Below are 15,214 nucleotides of genomic sequence, written 5' to 3'. Positions count from 1 at the left end.
GGCCCGGCACCGCTCGCTCCCGATCGGCGGCGTCTCTGACAGGCCGTGATTGGCAGCTATTGCAAAGGAGTTGGCGAACCTTGATGTGATCTACGCCACTACCATTTCCCGCGTTGGGGCGGATTGCGTCACACGTCGTGGTGTCCCGTGGTGTCCTGTGGTGTCCCATGGTGTCCGGCGTTATCCGTCAAGGTCACGGCGTCAGGGCGTTGGCCCGAAGCTGTCGGAAACGCGGAGTATGGTTTTTATCAACGGTCCGTCAGGTGTACGACGGGTCGCCCAAATGAAGTGCGCCCTCGCACGGGCTAGGGGCCCGCCGAGGGCGAAGACCAAGAGGTAATGGCTCCATGGCACACCCCAACAGTAACGTGCCCGCCCGCCGTGAGCACCCCGGGGGTCGTAGTCCGTTCGATCGAATTCGCCGGGAGGACGAAGACGGCGAGTGGTGGTCTGCACGTGACCTCATGCCGCTGCTCGGGTATCAACGTTGGGAACGCTTCGAGGATTCCATCAACCGCGCTCGGACGGCCATCGTCCATAACGGCCAGTCGGCCGAGTTGCACGTTTCGCAGCGCCGCGAACGCGTCGTGCCAGGAACAATGCGCCGAACATCGTCCGCTCGAACTACAAGCTCACACGGTATGGCGCCTACATGGTCGCCATGAACGGCGAAGATCCTCGAAAGCCTGAGGTGGCCGCAGCGCAGACGTACTTCGCGGTCCAGACTCGGAAGGCAGAGATCGCAGCCGCGTCCGCCCCATCGCTACCCCAGGATTACGAGGAGGCGCTCGTCGCCCTCCTGGACAAGGTCCGCGAGAGCAAGGCTCTGGTCGCGGAGAACAAGGTGTTGGCTCCGAAGGCCAGCAAGTGGGAACGCTTCATGAACTCGGATGGTCTCATCGGCATGACGGCCATCGCGGACATGCTGAACGTGCCCGTCAAGGAGATGACGAACTGGCTCGTCGACGAGGGTGTCTTCCGTAAGCAGCTCTCGAGGTTCGGCGCGAACCAGAACATGCCGCGGCGCATGTACCAGAAGGCGAACTACTTCTGCATCAAGGTTGAGAGCAACGGCAAGGTCTCTTACGAGGTCGCCTATGCCACGACGGATGGCGCGGACTTCATCTTTGATCGCTGGCAGAACCGCGCTGCGGCCTGAGCGCCGTTTCGTCGGGCCACGCCGGTGGCCACCCGGGATCTTGAGAAGAGCCCGGCCGTCCGAGCTGTTCGCATCGCCGGAGGTGCGTACCTACCTCGGTGGCCCTCGATCGCGTGCTGAGCTCGAACGCGCGGTGCCTGAGGTGCCCGGGCGGCGCCCTGGTCTTTTCGTGATCGATCTCGGCGGAGCGATGATCGGCACGATCACGCTCGACCGGCGCGACGCGGAGCGTCCGGGTCACGTCCGTGTGGATGCCGGGGAGGCCGAGCTCGGCTACCTGTTCCTGCCGGAGGCGTGGGGACGCGGGTACGCCGTCGAGGCGTGCGCGGCGGCGCTCGGCTGGTTCGCCGACGCGCTTCCCGGCGAGCCGGTGGTGCTCTGCACCCAGACCGCCAACGACCGCTCGATGCGCCTCGCGGCGAAGCTGGGGTTCACCGAGGTGGAGCGGTTCGAGGAGTACGGCGCCGAGCAGTGGTTCGGCGTGTGGTCCTCGGTCACGCCGACCGGTTGACGCGGCAGGCTGGTTGCCTTAGCCAAAGCGGCACGAACGGCATTGGAGGACGAGGGTCCCACGCCTGACGGCCCTAGCCCAACGGCAGCTCCGCGAGCATGACGGCGCAGACCGGGGAGTCCGGGAAGGGTTGGCGCTCCCCCACCTCGCGGAAGCCCCAGGACTCGTACAGGGCCTGCACCCGAGGATGTTCGATGTCCACGAGCAGCACCACAAGGACCTCGTCCCGCCCTGCCATCAACGTGCGGGGCAGCCGCTCGGCCAGTCCCTGCTTTCGCCACTCCTGGGTCAAGCGCTCTGCGCGATGCAGCTCACTTCGCCTGCGGCAGTGCCACTGGCCGCCGCGATGACGGCATCGAGGCGGTCGCGGGTGGTGGCCAGGTCGGCCATCTGGGCGTTGATGCGGTCGCGTTCGGCGGTCAGGCGGTCGATGGTGGCGGGGGTGGCGACGCCGGTGTACGTGCAGGGGAGGAATTCACGGAGGGTCTTGCTCGACAGGCCCGCGGCGTAGAGGCACTGGATCCACAGGACGCGGTCGACCGCGGTGTCCGCGTAGTGGCGCTGGCCGCTGGGGCTTCGTTCCGAGGTGAGCAGGCGCTGCTCCTCGTAGTAGCGCAGCGCTCGCACGCTGACGCCGGTCTTGGCGGCGAGTTCGCCGATGCGCACCGTGACTCCTCCTGGCTCTGACGTCAGGGATCGGCCTCAGAGTAGTCGAGGCGTGTGCGAGTCGGAGGTCGGTTGGGCAGGGCCCTCATCCGCCGCCGGCCCCCCGTCGTCGAGGGGGCCGTCGGGGTGTTTGCGCCGCGCCTCGTCCTCGAGGAGCAGCGAGAGGAGCGAGGCCACGGGGAGCCCGGCCTCGGCCGGGTGGCGCAGGACCTTCCCCGGCTCGATGCGGTACGTGTTCGTACGCCCCTCACGGGTGTGGGACAGATATCCGTCCTGCTCCAGATCGCCAATGATCTTTTGGACGGCACGCTCGGTCAGCCTGCAGTGCGCGGCGATGTCGCGAATCCGTACGTTCGGATCATCGGCGATCGCGGCCAGCACGCGGGCGTGGTTGGTCAAGAACGTCCATCCAGTGTGCGATTCAGGCACTCCTCCCATGGCCTCATGATATTGCCGAAGCAATAGCGCATCTGGAAACATGAATCTTACTTCTTGTATAGCAAGCCGTGTGACGTCAGCGAGGCGACCTTGAGGGGAGACAGACAGGTGCACGCACGAGACATCTCCGTGCCCGAGCCTGGACATCGCTCGCCGTACAGGCCCGCGATCGGCACGGCACCGGGAATACCGGTCGGCTCGACGCCACCGAGCCCCTCATCCATCCTCCTCACCGACAGCTACCCGGAGGGACCCCGGAAGGTCGTCGTGGTCAACGGAGAGGTGGACTACGAGACCGCCCCCGTCATGTCCGCCGTCCTGGGCAACGCCCTCCGCGATTCCGCCGAGGGCGTTGACGTGGACCTGAGCGCGGTGAGGTTCTGGGACTGCGCGGCGCTCAACGCGCTGCTGAGGTTCCGCCGGGAGGCGCTCGCACACGGCAAGACGGTCATCGTCCGCTCCCCGAGCCAGATGGTCAGGCGGGTCCTCGGCCTGACCGGCACCTCATGGCTGTTCCGGCCCTCGGCTATCCCTTCCCCTCGTTACTGACGGCCTCGGCGACGCGGGTCAGCGCCTGGGCGATGGACTCCGCGGAGGCGGCCTTGTCGATGCCGAGGCCGGTCAACAGGCCCGCGCCGCCCTCATGTTCCAGGAGGGCGAGGAGGATGTGCTCGGTGCCCACGTAGTTGTGGCCCAGCCGCAGGGCCTCGCGGAAGGTGAGCTCAAGGACCTTACGGGCGCCCGCGTCGTACGGGATGAGCTCGGGCACCTCCTCGGCGGCCGGAGGCAGGGCCTCGGCGGCCGCCTGGCGGACGGTGTCGAGCAGGACGCCCTGGGCGAGGATCGCCTTCGCGGCGAGGCCCTCCGGCTCATGGAGCAGCCCCAGGGCCAGGTGCTCGGGGCGGACCTCGTCGTTGGAGGCCGCGCGGGCCTCGTTCGTCGCCGCCACCACCGCGTTCCGCGCCCGCGGGGTGAAGCGGCCGAAGCCCTGGCTGGGGTCGAGGTCCGACGGCTCGCCGGACGCCTTGGGGACGAAGCGCTTCTGGGCCGCCTGCCGCGTCACCCCCATGCTCTTGCCGATGTCGGTCCAGGAGGCGCCGGAGCGGCGGGCCTGGTCCACGAAGTGGCCGATGAGATGGTCGGCCACCTCGCCGAGGTGCTCGGCGGCGATCACCGCGTCGGTGAGCTGGTCGAGGGCGTCGGGGTGGACCTTCTTGATGGCCTCGATCAGATCGTCGAGGCGCACGGAATGGGTGAGTCCGACTGGTTTCGTCATGTGTCAACCATAGGTTGACACCCCTTGGACGTCAACGCCGGGTTGACAGTGAATCTAGCCCCGGTGTTCGTGGCGCGGCTGGTGCGGGGGCCAGAACGACGTCCAGGTGAACTTGTCGCCGCCCACCCACCGGACCACATCCGGATCGTCCAGATCGACGCCGTCCAGGCCGACCTCCCGGGCGATCTCGATGACGTCCAGGACCGAGTGCGCCTTGCCCGCCAGCTCACCGGCGATCTCGACCAGACGGTACGGGGGATCGTTCTGCTGGACGCCGTGCACCACGATCGGCGGCCGGTGGATGCGCGGCGCCTGGGATTCGGTCATATGTCCCAGGCTGCGCCCCGCGCCCTCCCGCCGCACGTCGGAAGCGCGGACCGCGCGGCCGGACACTCCGTCGGACCGCACCGGCTCGCCCGCGTCCGCGGCGCGGCCCACGATGATCCGGTGGACGGAGAACAGGGCCGCATAGCCGGCGGGCTGGGCCGCCGGGGCTTCCTCGGGGCCGCCGCGGCAGCCGGTGCCGGGGCCGCCGGGGTGGCCGCGACTCGGTCACGACGAGTACTGGACCCCGCAGCAGCGGCAGTACGTGACCCGGGCCCGGGACGACGGCACCAATCTGGCCTTCCTCGGCGCCAACACCTGCTTCCGCCGGATCCGGCTGGAGCCCGGCCCCGGCGGTGCCCCCGCGCGCACCGTGGTCTGCTACAAGACCGCCTACCGGGATGACCCGTACCTGGTGAACCATCGCGACCCACTGGTGGGTGTGGAGTACGACCGGGTCATCCCGGGCGATCCCACCCCGGCGCCGCCGCGGATCATCGCCCACTCCCCCCTGGTCTGCCGGGGGCGGCACAGCCACGCGGACTCCGCGTACTACACCGTGGCGAGCGGGGCGGGGGTCTTCGCCTCGGGGACGATGCGCTGGGTGGAGGCCCTGATGGCGGGGACCCGCGAGAACGGAGGCGACCACGGCATGGACGCGCGGACCGCCGCCTTCGTCCGCCGCACCACCGAGAATCCGCTGCGCGCCTTCGCGGCGGGCCCCTGCGCGGAGCACCGGCCGAAGCCGACGGACAACGTGGCCGCCGTGTACGCCGGGGTGTCACGCGTGCGGGCGTGACGCGCGTTCTCCCTGGCGGGGCGGACTGGTATGCAGGACAGGACCGGGTCGGTACCGAACGGGTGCTGTTCTCGGTGCCGTTGTCCTGACTCGGCCGACCGCCGCCAGCAGCACCTTTCCCGCCCGGTCCGACGCGTGCGCTGGGCCGGGCGGGTGATGTTCCCCCCTCGCGCCGCCCGCCGGTGGACACGCCCCGCGAACATACTGCGCAGATGCCCGAGACGCGGGGAATCGCACCCCTGATCCACCAGACTTGGAAGAACACGGACGTACCGCGCGAATGGCGGACCTGGTCGGAGTCCTGGCGTCGACACCACCCCGACTGGGAGTACCGGCTGTGGACGGACGAGGACAACCGCGCGTTCCTCGAGGAGCACTACGCGTGGTTCCTGCCCGTCTACGACGGCTATCCCGAGCCGATCAAACGGGCCGACGCGATCCGCTACTTCCTGCTCGACCACTTCGGCGGGCTGTACGTCGACATGGACTTCGAGTGTCTGCGCCCGGTGACCGGACTCCTCGCCGGGAAGGAGCTCGTCCTCGGTCTCGAACCGGAGGAGCACGCCCGGCTGCCGTGGAGCCGCCGGAACGGTATGCGGCGCATCGTCTGCAACGCGTTCATGGCGTCGCGGCCCGGCCATCCGTTCTGGTCTCATGTGCACCGGCAGTTGGTGGGCGCCCACACCCTGCCCGACCCGCTGGGCGCGACGGGCCCGTTCTTCCTCACGCGCGCGGTCGACAGCGCCCCCGAGGGCTGCTCCCCCACGCTGCTGGGGGCCGGCACCCTGTACCCCGAGCTGAGCCCGGCCGCGGCGGAGCTGTTCGGGCCGCGACAGGTGGACCTGGACCGGGCGCATGCCGTGCACCACTGGTCGGGCAGCTGGGACCGGGAGGACTCCGGGGCACCGGAGACCTCCACCAGGCGCCAGGTCAGCTTCTGGACGAGCCAGGATCTGCAGCCCTGCGCCCACGGCCTGGTCGACCTCGACGCCCAGCGCAGGCGCTGGGCCGCGGGTTCGCCCGCGCCCACGGTGTCCTGTCTGATGGTGACCAAGGACCGGCTGCCGCTGGCCGAGCGGGCCATCCGGTGCTTCCTCGCCCAGACCTACACCCGCGCGGAGCTGGTCGTGGTCGACGACGGCGCGGACGGCGCCATCGGGGACCACGTGCGAGACCTCGCCGACGAGCGGATCCGGCTGCACCGGCTGCCACCGGAGGGGCGGACGCTGGGCGAGCTGCGCAACCTCGCCGCGGACCTGGCCACCGGGTCCTACGTGTGCCAGTGGGACGACGACGACCTGTACGACCCGGAGCGGATCGAAGTGCAGTTGGCGGCGGTCCTCGCGCTGGACGCCACGGCGTGTTTCCTGGCCCGGGAGCGGCTGTGGTGGCCCGCGCGCCGCACGTTGGCGATCTCCGGGGTACGGGTGTGGGAGGGCTCCATGCTCTGCGCGAAGGAGGCACTTCCCCGCTATCCCCAGCTGCGGCGTGGCGAGGACTCCCCGGTCGCGGAGGCCGTGGTGCGCGGCGGACGGACGGTGTCCCTGGACGCGCCCGAGCTCTACACCTACGTGTTCCACGGGGCCAACACCTTCGACGAGCCGCACTTCACGAGCCTCTTCGACGCCGCGACCCAGGTGTGGTCCACGGGCAGCGCCTACGTGGACCAGGTGCACGCGATGGCGGCGCGGCTGCCCCTCGACCCGGCGGATGTCCCGGAGGCGGATGTCCCGGAGGCGGATGTCCCGGAGAGGGAAGACACCACGGAAGACACCACGGAAGCCACCGCGGAGAACACCCCCGACCCGTCGGCGCGCGTCCCGCACGCCAGACGGCCCGCCCCCGTGCACGTACGCGCGGACGCGGACGAGCACCCGCCGCTGCTCGTCCTCACCCCCGTGAAGGACGCCGCCGCCTTCCTCCCCCGCTACCTGGACAACCTGCACGCCCTCGACCACCCGCGCGACGCGCTCTCCGTCGGCCTGCTGGAGGGCGACAGCCGTGACGGCACCTGGCAGGCCCTCCAGGACGCCCTGCCCGCGCTGGAGGCGGACTTCCGGCGGGTCACCCTCGTACGACGCCACTTCGGCCTGCGGCTCACCGGGCCGCGCTGGGAGCGGAGCGTCCAGCGGCAGCGGCGGTCGGCGCTGGCCATGGCCCGTAACCACCTCCTGTCGCGCGCGCTCGCGGACGAGCGGTGGGTCCTGTGGCTCGACGTCGATGTGACGGACCATCCGGCCGACCTCGTCCAGCGGCTGCTCGGCGCGCGTGAGGAGATCGTCGCCGCGCACTGCGTCACCGAGCCCGGCGGGCCCAGCTTCGACCTCAACACCTTCGTCCTGCACCCGGACGCCGGCGCTTTGGACTGGGACCGATGGCTCCGGGACGGGATTCTGCAGCCGCCCAAGGGATTCGGCCGCAGCTATCTCGACGAGCTGCGCGGGCACGAGCGGGTCCGCGTCGACGCGGTCGGCGGTACGGCCCTGCTGGTCCACGCCGATCTGCACCGCGACGGGCTGGTGTTCCCGGCCGTCCCCTACCGGCGGCTCATCGAGACCGAGGGGCTGGCCGCACTGGCCCAGGACATGGGCGTCGCGTGCTGGGCGCTGCCCGGGGTGGAAGTGGTGCACCCGGCCCACCCGGGTGGTGGCCCGGTGAGCCAGGCAGGTGAAGCCGCCGCCGAGTGCGAAGCCCGTGGTGTCGAGCGTCGTTAGCCAGGCGTCCGCAGGTCTCTGCGGAGAGGAGGAGAATCACATGAACATCGGCAAGACGGCCGCGCTGGTGACGGCGGCGGCCGGGGCAGTGGTCTTCGGCGGGGCCGACGCCGACGCGCTCTCTGGGGACAACCCCACCCAGCAGGTCAACGACTGCGATTCCAAGAGCGGGGTGGGCGTCTCGGGTCCGGGGGCGGGGTCGGACTGCCTCAACTTCGCGCGGATCTTCGGCGACCCGCACGGCGTGGTGCAGCGGAACCACTGCGACACCACCATCGGCACCTCGGCCAACGTGACCATCGTCGCTCCGCCCGGCGGCTCCGGGCCGCGCTCGCACTGCGCCAACATCGCCGTCTCCGGCCAACCAAGGTCCAAGGCGGCCCAGCCCGGCGGGTCCGGGCAAAGCCGCTACGGCGACGGGCTCCGATGACCTCGGCTCCCTCCGGCCCGGAACGCGGCCCCCTGGAGGCTGGATGCCTCCCGGGGGCCGCGGCGTCGTCGGCGTCGCCGTCCGAGGGGTGCGGCTCGCCTGCCCTGGTCTCGGTGGTCATCCCCTGTCACGACTACGGCCACTACCTGCCGCAGGCGGTGCACAGCGTGCTGGCCCAGACCTACCCGGACTGGGAGCTCGTCGTGGTCGACGACGGCAGCACCGACGACACCGCGGCGGTCGCCCGGTCGCTGATCGCCGGCCACCCCGATCGGCGCATCCGGCTGCTGCGCCAGGCCAACGCGGGTGTCTCGGCCGCCCGTAACGCGGGCATCGCGGCCACCACCGGCCGCTACGTCCTGCCGCTGGACGCCGACGACGTGATCGCCCCCACCATGCTGGAGCAAACGGTGGCGGTGCTGGACCGGAGGCCGGAGATCGCGATCGTCTCCACCGATGTCTCCGTCTTCACCGACGACGGCCTGCCCGCGCAGGCGCTGGAGCTCCCGGCGTACGACAAGGACCTGCTGCTGCGGCGGCTGATCATGTTCTACTGCTCGCTCTACCGCCGCGAGGTGTGGCAGACGGTGGGCGGCTACGCCGAGGACATGCGTACGGGGGAGGACTGGGACTTCTGGATCGCCTGCGCCGAACGCGGCTTCACGGCCCATCACCTCCACGAGGCGCTGTTCGGGGCGCGCAACAAGGACGACGGACTCCATGTGGAGGCGGCCGAGAACGACCTGGCGGTCCGCGCCAGGATCGTGGCGGGCCACCCCACGATGTTCAAGCCGGTCACCCTGGCCTGGGCACAGGCCGTGCTCGCCCAGGACGAGCGGGAGTGCCTGGCCGATGATCGGGTGCCCGACGACATCCTCACCCGCGCGGCCGATATGGACCAGTTTCTGCGGGTGGTCATGACGCTGCAGCGCTCGGCGAGGCTCCAGCACCGTCACATCCAGCGGCTGGAGCGGGCACTGGCCGAACGGAACGACCCGGTGCCCGTCTGAGAGCAGCGAGAGCGGGGCTCCTGGTGGAGCCCCGCCCCGCGTCCCGGGTGGCGCGTCCCGGGATGTGTGTGCCGCTGTTCGTGCGTGTGCCGCTGTTCGTGCGTGTGCCGCTATTCGAAGAGATCCGCGTACGACCCCATCGCCAGCGCGATGTCCGCCTGGGCCCAGAACCGGTGGTACGTGAAGCTGGGCACCGCGCCGCCCTTCAGATACGCCTCGACCTTCGACCAGGCCGGGTCGGATCTGTAGAAGGAGCGGATCGACATGAAGGTGGAGCTGGAGTCGATCTTGTCACCGTTCGGCATGGTCCCGGTCCAGCCGCTGGGGACGTAGACCGGGTCGTCGAAGCGGTTGTAGTCGGCGCGGGTCTCGGGGACCGCGATGCCGAGGGCGTCCTGGTAGTTGTCCCACATGCCGTCCAGCAGCGCCTTCGCGGTGTCCCTGGCCTTGGTGTCGCCGGACTTGGCGGCGTAGTAGGACAGGGTCTTGGCGTACGCGGCCGCCACGCCGACGTCGTTGGTGTAGTCGGCGACGGTGACGTGCAGGTTCGCGTTGGCGCCGGGGCTGGAGGCGTTCCAGGTGTCGGGCTGGCCGGACCACTGGAGGGTGGACGGGATCTGGTACGTGCCATTGGCGTTGACGGTGGTCTTGGACAGCGCCCACTTCACCCACTTGTCCAGGACCGTCTTCGCGGAGGCATCACCGGTGCGGTTGTAGTACTCCGCGACGCGCTCCATGGACCACGCCTGGAAGCCGAACCACTGGTTGGACGGCGGGTCGTGGTAGACCGGCGCCTCGTCGTAGTACATGCCGTAGAAGGTGGACTTGCCCGCCGGCGGCGTGGCGTAGCGGCCCTGCCAGCTGTTGGTGGCGCCGCCCGCGATGGCGCCCTCACTGGACTGCAGCCAGCGGTAGAACTCCAGCTGGCGCTTGAGGCTGGTGGACCAGTCGCTCGCGCCCGTCGCGGACTTGGGCTTGAGGTCGGCGTACGAGCTGAGGGCCCACGCCGCCATGGGGTTCTGGTAGCCGCCGTGGGCGTAGCTGGAGCCGATGCGCCAGGACCAGCCCGCGGAGGTGTCGGTGGCGCCGCCCCAGGCGTAGTACCAGGACAGCAGGTAGTGGGAGCTGTCCTTGCCGCTCCCGGCCGGGCAGGTGGTCTCACCGGCACAGTTGCCGATCTTCTTGAAGTACTTGTCGTACATCGCGTAGCGCAGATAGTCGCCCATCTTGGCGGCCTTGGCGATGTTGCCGGAGATCTGGCCGCCCTTGCCCTGCGCCTTGGCCCACTCCGAGGCCCAGTAGGCGGCCTGGACGACCCGGGCGTCGGCGTCGGGGGCGTTGGTGAACTTCCACTGCTTGGCGTACGAGGCGTCGCCGGTGAACAGGTCCAGATAGCCGTTCTTCCCGCCGTACTTGAAGCCGTCGCAGGTGGGCTGGGTCACGGTCTCCCAGACCGACTCCTGCGGGCCGCGCTGGAAGGTGTTGACATAGCTGGGGCCGGTGTCGCTCGGGCCCGCCTCGCACTTGCCGGGCGCGTTGCCGTAGCCGTAGACGTTGTCGACGTCCTGGATCCAGTGCATGCCGTAGATGTCATCGGTGCCGTACGCGCTCTTCAGCTCGGCGGCGATGGGGTCGTTGCCGACCGGGACATTGCCGTTGAGCTGCGAGGGGTACTGGGAGGGCTGGTCCCACTCGGGCGCGTAGGTGGCCGGCTTGGAGGCGTTGTAGAAGCTATTGGTGGGCTGGTCGGCGTGGGTGGGGATCATGTACTTCTCCATGAGGTCCCACGCGCTGTTGAACTTGGACCAGTCGCCGGTGACCTTGCCGTACATCGCCTGGAGCCAGATCAGGTAGCTGTACGCCTCGGAGGTCGTCTCATGGCCGTGGTCGGGGGCCTCGACGATCAGGGTCTCCACCGAGTGGTACGGAACGCCCTCGGGCGAGAAGTAGCCCGCCGAGGGCGCGGTGATCTTGTTGTAGAGGTCCAGGAAGCGGGCGTCGTAGACCTTCGCGGCGGCCAGCTGGGTGACGGTGACCTCGGCCTTGGTGTGCCCGGCGGCGGTCGCGGTGAAGGTCGCGGCGCCGGTGCCGGAGTTCGCGGCGGCGACGGTCACCTGCTGGGCGGTGTCCCAGTTGGCGGGGGTGAAGGTGAGGGTGGCGCCCGAGGAGACCGTCAGACCGGTGTTGCCCGAGGTGCGGGCGACGGAGACGGTGACGTTCGCGGACGGCTTGGTGGACAGCTTGACGCCGAACGTCCCGGTCTTGCCCTGCTGCACGCCGAGCTGCCCAGGGCTGGCCACCAGCGCGGGCCCGGCCGCCACATGGATGCCGACGGGGGTGGACTCGGCGGCGGCGCCCTGGCTGTCGTACGCCTTGGCGTAGAGCGAGTAGTCGCCGGCCGGGACGTCCTGGTAGTCGAAGGCGTACGGGGAGGTGGTGTCGGTGCCGAGGAGCTTGGTGTCGCTGTAGAACTCCACCTTGCTGATCGTCGCCCCGTCGGCCGCCGCGGCCGTGGCCGTCATCGGGACGGTGCCACCGGAGCTGAAGACGGCGCCGGGTGACGGGCTGCTCAGCACCGCGATGGGCGGCTGATGGGCGCCCCGGCAGGCCACGCCGTTGACGGCGAAGGAGGTGGGGGCGGCGTTGGTGCCGCTGTAGGTGAACTGGGCGCCGGTGGTGACATTGCCCCCGGCCGCGATCTTGGCGTTGTGCCCGGCGTTGGTGACGGTGACGGTCTTGCCGGACTGCGACCAGCCGCCGTTCCAGCCGTTGCCGAGCTTCTGGTCGCCCGCGTAGTCGTAGGTGAGGGTCCAGCCGTCGATGGCGTCGGTACCGGGGTTGGTGATGGTGAGATCGGCGGTGAAGCCGGAGCCCCAGTCATTGGTCTTGTAGTCGACCCCGCACTGGACCGCCGCGGCGTGCGCGGGGGCGGCGCCGCCCGCCGCGGTCATGGCCACGGGGAGCGAGAGGGCGGCGGCGAATGCGGTCACCAGCCGTCTCATTCGTCGTCGTGCCCCTGACCGTCGTGGACCTGATCGTCGTGGACCGGATAAGGGCGAGCCACGCTGTAGGCGCATCGGGGGACCTCCTCGCGGTTCGTGCGGGTGGTGGGGAGTGTGCGAACCATGTGTGCGAACCAGTGGGAGCGCTCCCAAGGTTCGTGTCAGCCCGAAGGAGTGTCAAGTCTTTGAACAACACCCGGTCGTCGAACGCTTTCGACCGATGATTCGTGAACGGAGCTGTTGACATGCGCCCGTCGAGCGCTACCTTCACTTCAACCAGTGGGAGCGGTTCCAGCAGTCTGCGCCGCGTCGAACGGCGCTTGGACCTCGAGGAGTCGCTCCATGCGAGCACCCCCGCGCCTTTACGCCTTGGTGGCCGCCGCGGTCCTCTCCGTGGTGGGTACCGCCTTGGTGCCCACGGCCACCGCCACCGCCTCGGCGGCGAGCGGCCCGGCCGTGTCCGCCCCAGCGGCCGACGCATCGGCCAAGTCGCCGAAGCCGTTCCGCCCGAACGCCGCACCGCCCAAGCTCCGCGCCTCCGGCAACAAGCTCGTCGACGAGAACGGAGCCACCCGGCGGCTGCTCGGCGTCAACCGCTCCGGCGGTGAGTTCATGTGCGTCCAGGGGCGCGGGATCTTCGACGGCCCCGTGGACGACGCGGCCGTCAAGGCCATCGCCGACTGGAAGGTCAACGCGGTCCGGATCCCGCTCAACGAGGAGTGCTGGCTGGGCCTTTCCCACATCAACGCGGCCTACGGAGGGGCCAACTACATCGCGGCCGTCAAGGCACTCGTCGCCCGGCTGGAGGCCCGTGGCATCACGCCCATCGTCGAACTCCACTGGTCCCACGGCAGATACACCGGCGGGGACAGCCACTGCGCCGGCACCGAGTACGCCACCTGCCAGAAGCCGATGCCGGACGCGCGGTACACCCCGGCCTTCTGGACCTCGGTCGCCCAGACCTTCAAGGGCGACCAGGCCGTAGTCTTCGACCTGTTCAACGAGCCGTTCCCGGACCGCGCCACCTCCGACCTCACGGCGGCGTGGAAGTGCTGGCGCGACGGCGGGAGCTGCCCCGGGATCGACTTCCAGGTCGCCGGGATGCAGACCCTGCTGAACGCCGTACGGGCCGCCGGCGCCAGGAACCTGGTGCTGATCCCCGGGGTCGCCTACTCCAACGATCTGCGCCAGTGGCTGACGTACAAGCCGAACGACCCGGCGGGCAATCTCGCCGCCGCCTGGCACACCTACAACTTCAACACCTGTGCCAACGAGAGCTGTTTCGACGAACAGCTGGCCCCGGTCATCGCCCAGGTCCCGTTCGTGGCGGGCGAGATCGGCGAGAACACCTGCTCCCACGGCTATGTCGACCGGGTCATGGCCTGGCTGGACGCCAAGGGCGCCTCGTACCTGGGGTGGACCTGGAACACCTGGGACTGTTCCTCGGGCCCGTCCCTGATCAGCGATTACAACGGCACGCCGACCAACTACGGCGTGGGACTCCGCGATCACCTGAAGGGAATGCGATGAGCCGCAGAATCCGAATGGCGGGCACCCTGCTCGCTGCCTCCGCGCTCACCATGGGGGCGCTGACCGGCGTGGCGTCCGCCCAGGTGGACAGCGGCAGGGCGGCCGCCGCGAAGGTCGACAACCCGTACTCGGGCGCCAAGGTGTATGTGAACCCGGACTGGTCGGCGAAGGCCGCCGCCGAACCCGGCGGCAGCAAGGTCTCCAACCAGCCGACCGGCATCTGGCTGGACCGGATCGCCGCGATCAACGGCACGGGCGGCGCGATGGGACTGCGCGCCCACCTCGACCGGGCGCTGCAGCAGTCAGGGGGCAGCCCGACCGTCGTCCAGTTAGTGGTCTACGACCTCCCCGGCCGTGACTGCTCCGCGCTGGCGTCCAACGGCGAGCTGGGCCCGACCGAGATCGACAAGTACAAGACGCAGTTCATCGACCCGATCGCGGCGATCCTCTCCGAGTCGAAGTACGCCAACTCCAGTCTGCGGATCGTGACCACGATCGAGGTCGACTCGCTGCCCAACCTGGTCACCAACACCGGCGGCAGCGCCACCGCGACCCCCGAGTGCGACACGATGAAGGCGAACGGCAACTACGTGAAGGGCGTCGGCTACGCCCTGAACAAGCTGGGCGCGATCGGCAACGTCTACAACTACGTGGACGCCGGTCACCACGGCTGGATCGGCTGGGACAGCAACTTCAACCCCACCGCCCAGGTGATCAAGCAGGCGGCGACGGCCGAGGGCAGCACGGTCGACAAGATGGCCGGCATCATCGTCAACACGGCCAACTACAGCGCGCTGAAGGAGAACAACTTCACCGTCAACGACTCGGTCAACGGCACCACCGTGCGCCAGTCGAAGTGGGTGGACTGGAACCAGTACGTGGACGAGCTCTCCTACGCCCAGGCGTTCCGCCAGGAGCTGGTCAACGTCGGCTTCCCGAGCAACATCGGCGCGCTGATCGACACCTCCCGCAACGGCTGGGGCGGCTCGGCCCGGCCCAGCGGCCCCGGCGCGAAGACGGACGTGGACACGTACGTCAACGGCGGGCGCTACGACCGCCGGATCCACATCGGCAACTGGTGCAACCAGTCCGGCGCCGGGCTCGGCGAGCGGCCCAAGGCGGCACCCGCGGCCGGGATCGACGCGTATGTGTGGATGAAGCCCCCGGGCGAGTCGGACGGGGCGAGCTCCTCGATCCCGAACGACGAGGGCAAGGGCTTCGACCGGATGTGCGACCCGACGTACACCGGCAACCCGCGCAACAACTACAACATGTCGGGTGCGCTGCCGAACGCTCCGCTGTCGGGCCACTGGTTCTCGGCCCAGTTCCAGGAGCTGCTGAAGAACGCCTATCCG

13 protein-coding genes and 2 pseudogenes are annotated in these 15,214 nt (G+C 69.6%); 9 read left to right on the top strand and 6 right to left on the bottom strand.

Annotated features, from left to right (window positions below; translation table 11 throughout):
- Positions 1–652: 652 nt before the first annotated feature.
- The gene (locus GWI24_RS03815) at positions 653–1,159 is read left to right on the top strand and encodes a phage antirepressor KilAC domain-containing protein (RefSeq protein ID WP_210944472.1); all 507 of its coding nucleotides are present in this window, start codon (positions 653–655) and stop codon (positions 1,157–1,159) included.
- Positions 1,110–1,670, top strand: a complete 561-nt coding sequence (locus GWI24_RS03810) for a GNAT family N-acetyltransferase (RefSeq protein ID WP_374103272.1) — start codon at positions 1,110–1,112, stop codon at positions 1,668–1,670. Before GWI24_RS03815 ends, GWI24_RS03810 begins: the two co-directional genes overlap by 50 nt.
- Positions 1,671–1,743: 73 nt before the next feature.
- Here the strand turns inward: GWI24_RS03810 and GWI24_RS03805 are convergent.
- The 3 genes and pseudogenes from GWI24_RS03805 to GWI24_RS03795 all read right to left on the bottom strand — a co-directional run.
- Positions 1,744–1,899 (bottom strand): annotated as a pseudogene (locus GWI24_RS03805) (GNAT family N-acetyltransferase); the annotation flags it as partial.
- Between the two features lie 59 nt (positions 1,900–1,958).
- On the bottom strand, positions 1,959–2,336 hold the full coding sequence (locus GWI24_RS03800) for a MerR family transcriptional regulator (RefSeq protein ID WP_210944471.1): 378 nt from the start codon (positions 2,334–2,336) through the stop codon (positions 1,959–1,961).
- Between the two features lie 36 nt (positions 2,337–2,372).
- Positions 2,373–2,774, bottom strand: coding sequence for a MarR family transcriptional regulator (locus GWI24_RS03795; RefSeq protein ID WP_247615835.1), 402 nt, complete (start codon positions 2,772–2,774; stop codon positions 2,373–2,375).
- Positions 2,775–2,882: 108 nt separating this feature from the next.
- On the opposite strand from GWI24_RS03795, the gene GWI24_RS46055 reads away from it, so the two are divergent.
- The gene (locus GWI24_RS46055; protein ID WP_308343430.1) at positions 2,883–3,323 is read left to right on the top strand and encodes an STAS domain-containing protein; all 441 of its coding nucleotides are present in this window, start codon (positions 2,883–2,885) and stop codon (positions 3,321–3,323) included.
- On the opposite strand, the gene GWI24_RS03785 is transcribed toward GWI24_RS46055, so the two are convergent.
- Positions 3,301–4,050: a Clp protease N-terminal domain-containing protein gene (locus GWI24_RS03785; protein WP_210944470.1), complete on the bottom strand. Its 750-nt coding sequence runs from the start codon at positions 4,048–4,050 to the stop codon at positions 3,301–3,303. The genes GWI24_RS46055 and GWI24_RS03785 overlap by 23 nt on opposite strands.
- Before the next feature lie 54 nt (positions 4,051–4,104).
- Positions 4,105–4,377, bottom strand: a complete 273-nt coding sequence (locus GWI24_RS03780) for a hypothetical protein (RefSeq protein WP_210944469.1) — start codon at positions 4,375–4,377, stop codon at positions 4,105–4,107.
- Between the two features lie 220 nt (positions 4,378–4,597).
- On the opposite strand from GWI24_RS03780, the pseudogene GWI24_RS03775 reads away from it, so the two are divergent.
- The 4 genes and pseudogenes from GWI24_RS03775 to GWI24_RS03760 form a co-directional block, all read left to right on the top strand.
- A pseudogene (locus tag GWI24_RS03775) lies at positions 4,598–5,173 on the top strand (N,N-dimethylformamidase beta subunit family domain-containing protein); the annotation flags it as partial.
- A 212-nt stretch (positions 5,174–5,385) separates the two neighbouring features.
- On the top strand, positions 5,386–7,887 hold the full coding sequence (locus GWI24_RS03770; protein ID WP_210944468.1) for a glycosyltransferase: 2,502 nt from the start codon (positions 5,386–5,388) through the stop codon (positions 7,885–7,887).
- A gap of 40 nt (positions 7,888–7,927) precedes the next feature.
- Positions 7,928–8,317 carry a hypothetical protein gene (locus tag GWI24_RS03765; protein WP_210944467.1) on the top strand — a complete coding sequence of 130 codons (390 nt, stop codon included), beginning with the start codon at positions 7,928–7,930 and terminating at the stop codon, positions 8,315–8,317.
- Positions 8,314–9,327, top strand: a complete 1,014-nt coding sequence (locus GWI24_RS03760) for a glycosyltransferase family A protein (RefSeq protein ID WP_210944466.1) — start codon at positions 8,314–8,316, stop codon at positions 9,325–9,327. Before GWI24_RS03765 ends, GWI24_RS03760 begins: the two co-directional genes overlap by 4 nt.
- Positions 9,328–9,437: 110 nt before the next feature.
- On the opposite strand, the gene GWI24_RS03755 is transcribed toward GWI24_RS03760, so the two are convergent.
- Positions 9,438–12,329: a glycoside hydrolase family 48 protein gene (locus tag GWI24_RS03755; RefSeq protein ID WP_210944465.1), complete on the bottom strand. Its 2,892-nt coding sequence runs from the start codon at positions 12,327–12,329 to the stop codon at positions 9,438–9,440.
- Between the two features lie 342 nt (positions 12,330–12,671).
- Here GWI24_RS03755 and GWI24_RS03750 point away from each other — a divergent pair, with 342 nt between their 5' ends.
- Positions 12,672–13,859 carry a glycoside hydrolase family 5 protein gene (locus GWI24_RS03750; RefSeq protein WP_210944464.1) on the top strand — a complete coding sequence of 396 codons (1,188 nt, stop codon included), beginning with the start codon at positions 12,672–12,674 and terminating at the stop codon, positions 13,857–13,859.
- A partial coding sequence (locus tag GWI24_RS03745) for a glycoside hydrolase family 6 protein (RefSeq protein WP_210944463.1) occupies positions 13,856–15,214 on the top strand: 1,359 nt, incomplete at its 3' end. The genes GWI24_RS03750 and GWI24_RS03745, both read left to right, overlap by 4 nt.

Origin of the sequence: Streptomyces sp. MK37H (genome assembly GCF_018035285.1) — a bacterium.
GTDB classification, from domain to species: domain Bacteria; phylum Actinomycetota; class Actinomycetes; order Streptomycetales; family Streptomycetaceae; genus Streptomyces; species Streptomyces endocoffeicus.
This window is presented reverse-complemented; position numbering and strand designations above follow the sequence as displayed.

What these genes read in the sequence shown, in the direction of transcription:
- GWI24_RS03755 (WP_210944465.1), bottom strand. Translation starts at nt 12,329, where the DNA reads ATGAGACGGCTGGTGACCGCATTCGCCGCCGCCCTCTCGCTCCCCGTG.
- GWI24_RS03810 (WP_374103272.1), top strand. Translation starts at nt 1,110, where the DNA reads ATGGCGCGGACTTCATCTTTGATCGCTGGCAGAACCGCGCTGCGGCCT.
- GWI24_RS03770 (WP_210944468.1), top strand. Translation starts at nt 5,386, where the DNA reads ATGCCCGAGACGCGGGGAATCGCACCCCTGATCCACCAGACTTGGAAG.
- GWI24_RS03780 (WP_210944469.1), bottom strand. Translation starts at nt 4,377, where the DNA reads ATGACCGAATCCCAGGCGCCGCGCATCCACCGGCCGCCGATCGTGGTG.
- GWI24_RS03750 (WP_210944464.1), top strand. Translation starts at nt 12,672, where the DNA reads ATGCGAGCACCCCCGCGCCTTTACGCCTTGGTGGCCGCCGCGGTCCTC.
- GWI24_RS03765 (WP_210944467.1), top strand. Translation starts at nt 7,928, where the DNA reads ATGAACATCGGCAAGACGGCCGCGCTGGTGACGGCGGCGGCCGGGGCA.
- GWI24_RS03815 (WP_210944472.1), top strand. Translation starts at nt 653, where the DNA reads ATGGTCGCCATGAACGGCGAAGATCCTCGAAAGCCTGAGGTGGCCGCA.
- GWI24_RS03760 (WP_210944466.1), top strand. Translation starts at nt 8,314, where the DNA reads ATGACCTCGGCTCCCTCCGGCCCGGAACGCGGCCCCCTGGAGGCTGGA.
- GWI24_RS03795 (WP_247615835.1), bottom strand. Translation starts at nt 2,774, where the DNA reads ATGGGAGGAGTGCCTGAATCGCACACTGGATGGACGTTCTTGACCAAC.
- GWI24_RS03785 (WP_210944470.1), bottom strand. Translation starts at nt 4,050, where the DNA reads ATGACGAAACCAGTCGGACTCACCCATTCCGTGCGCCTCGACGATCTG.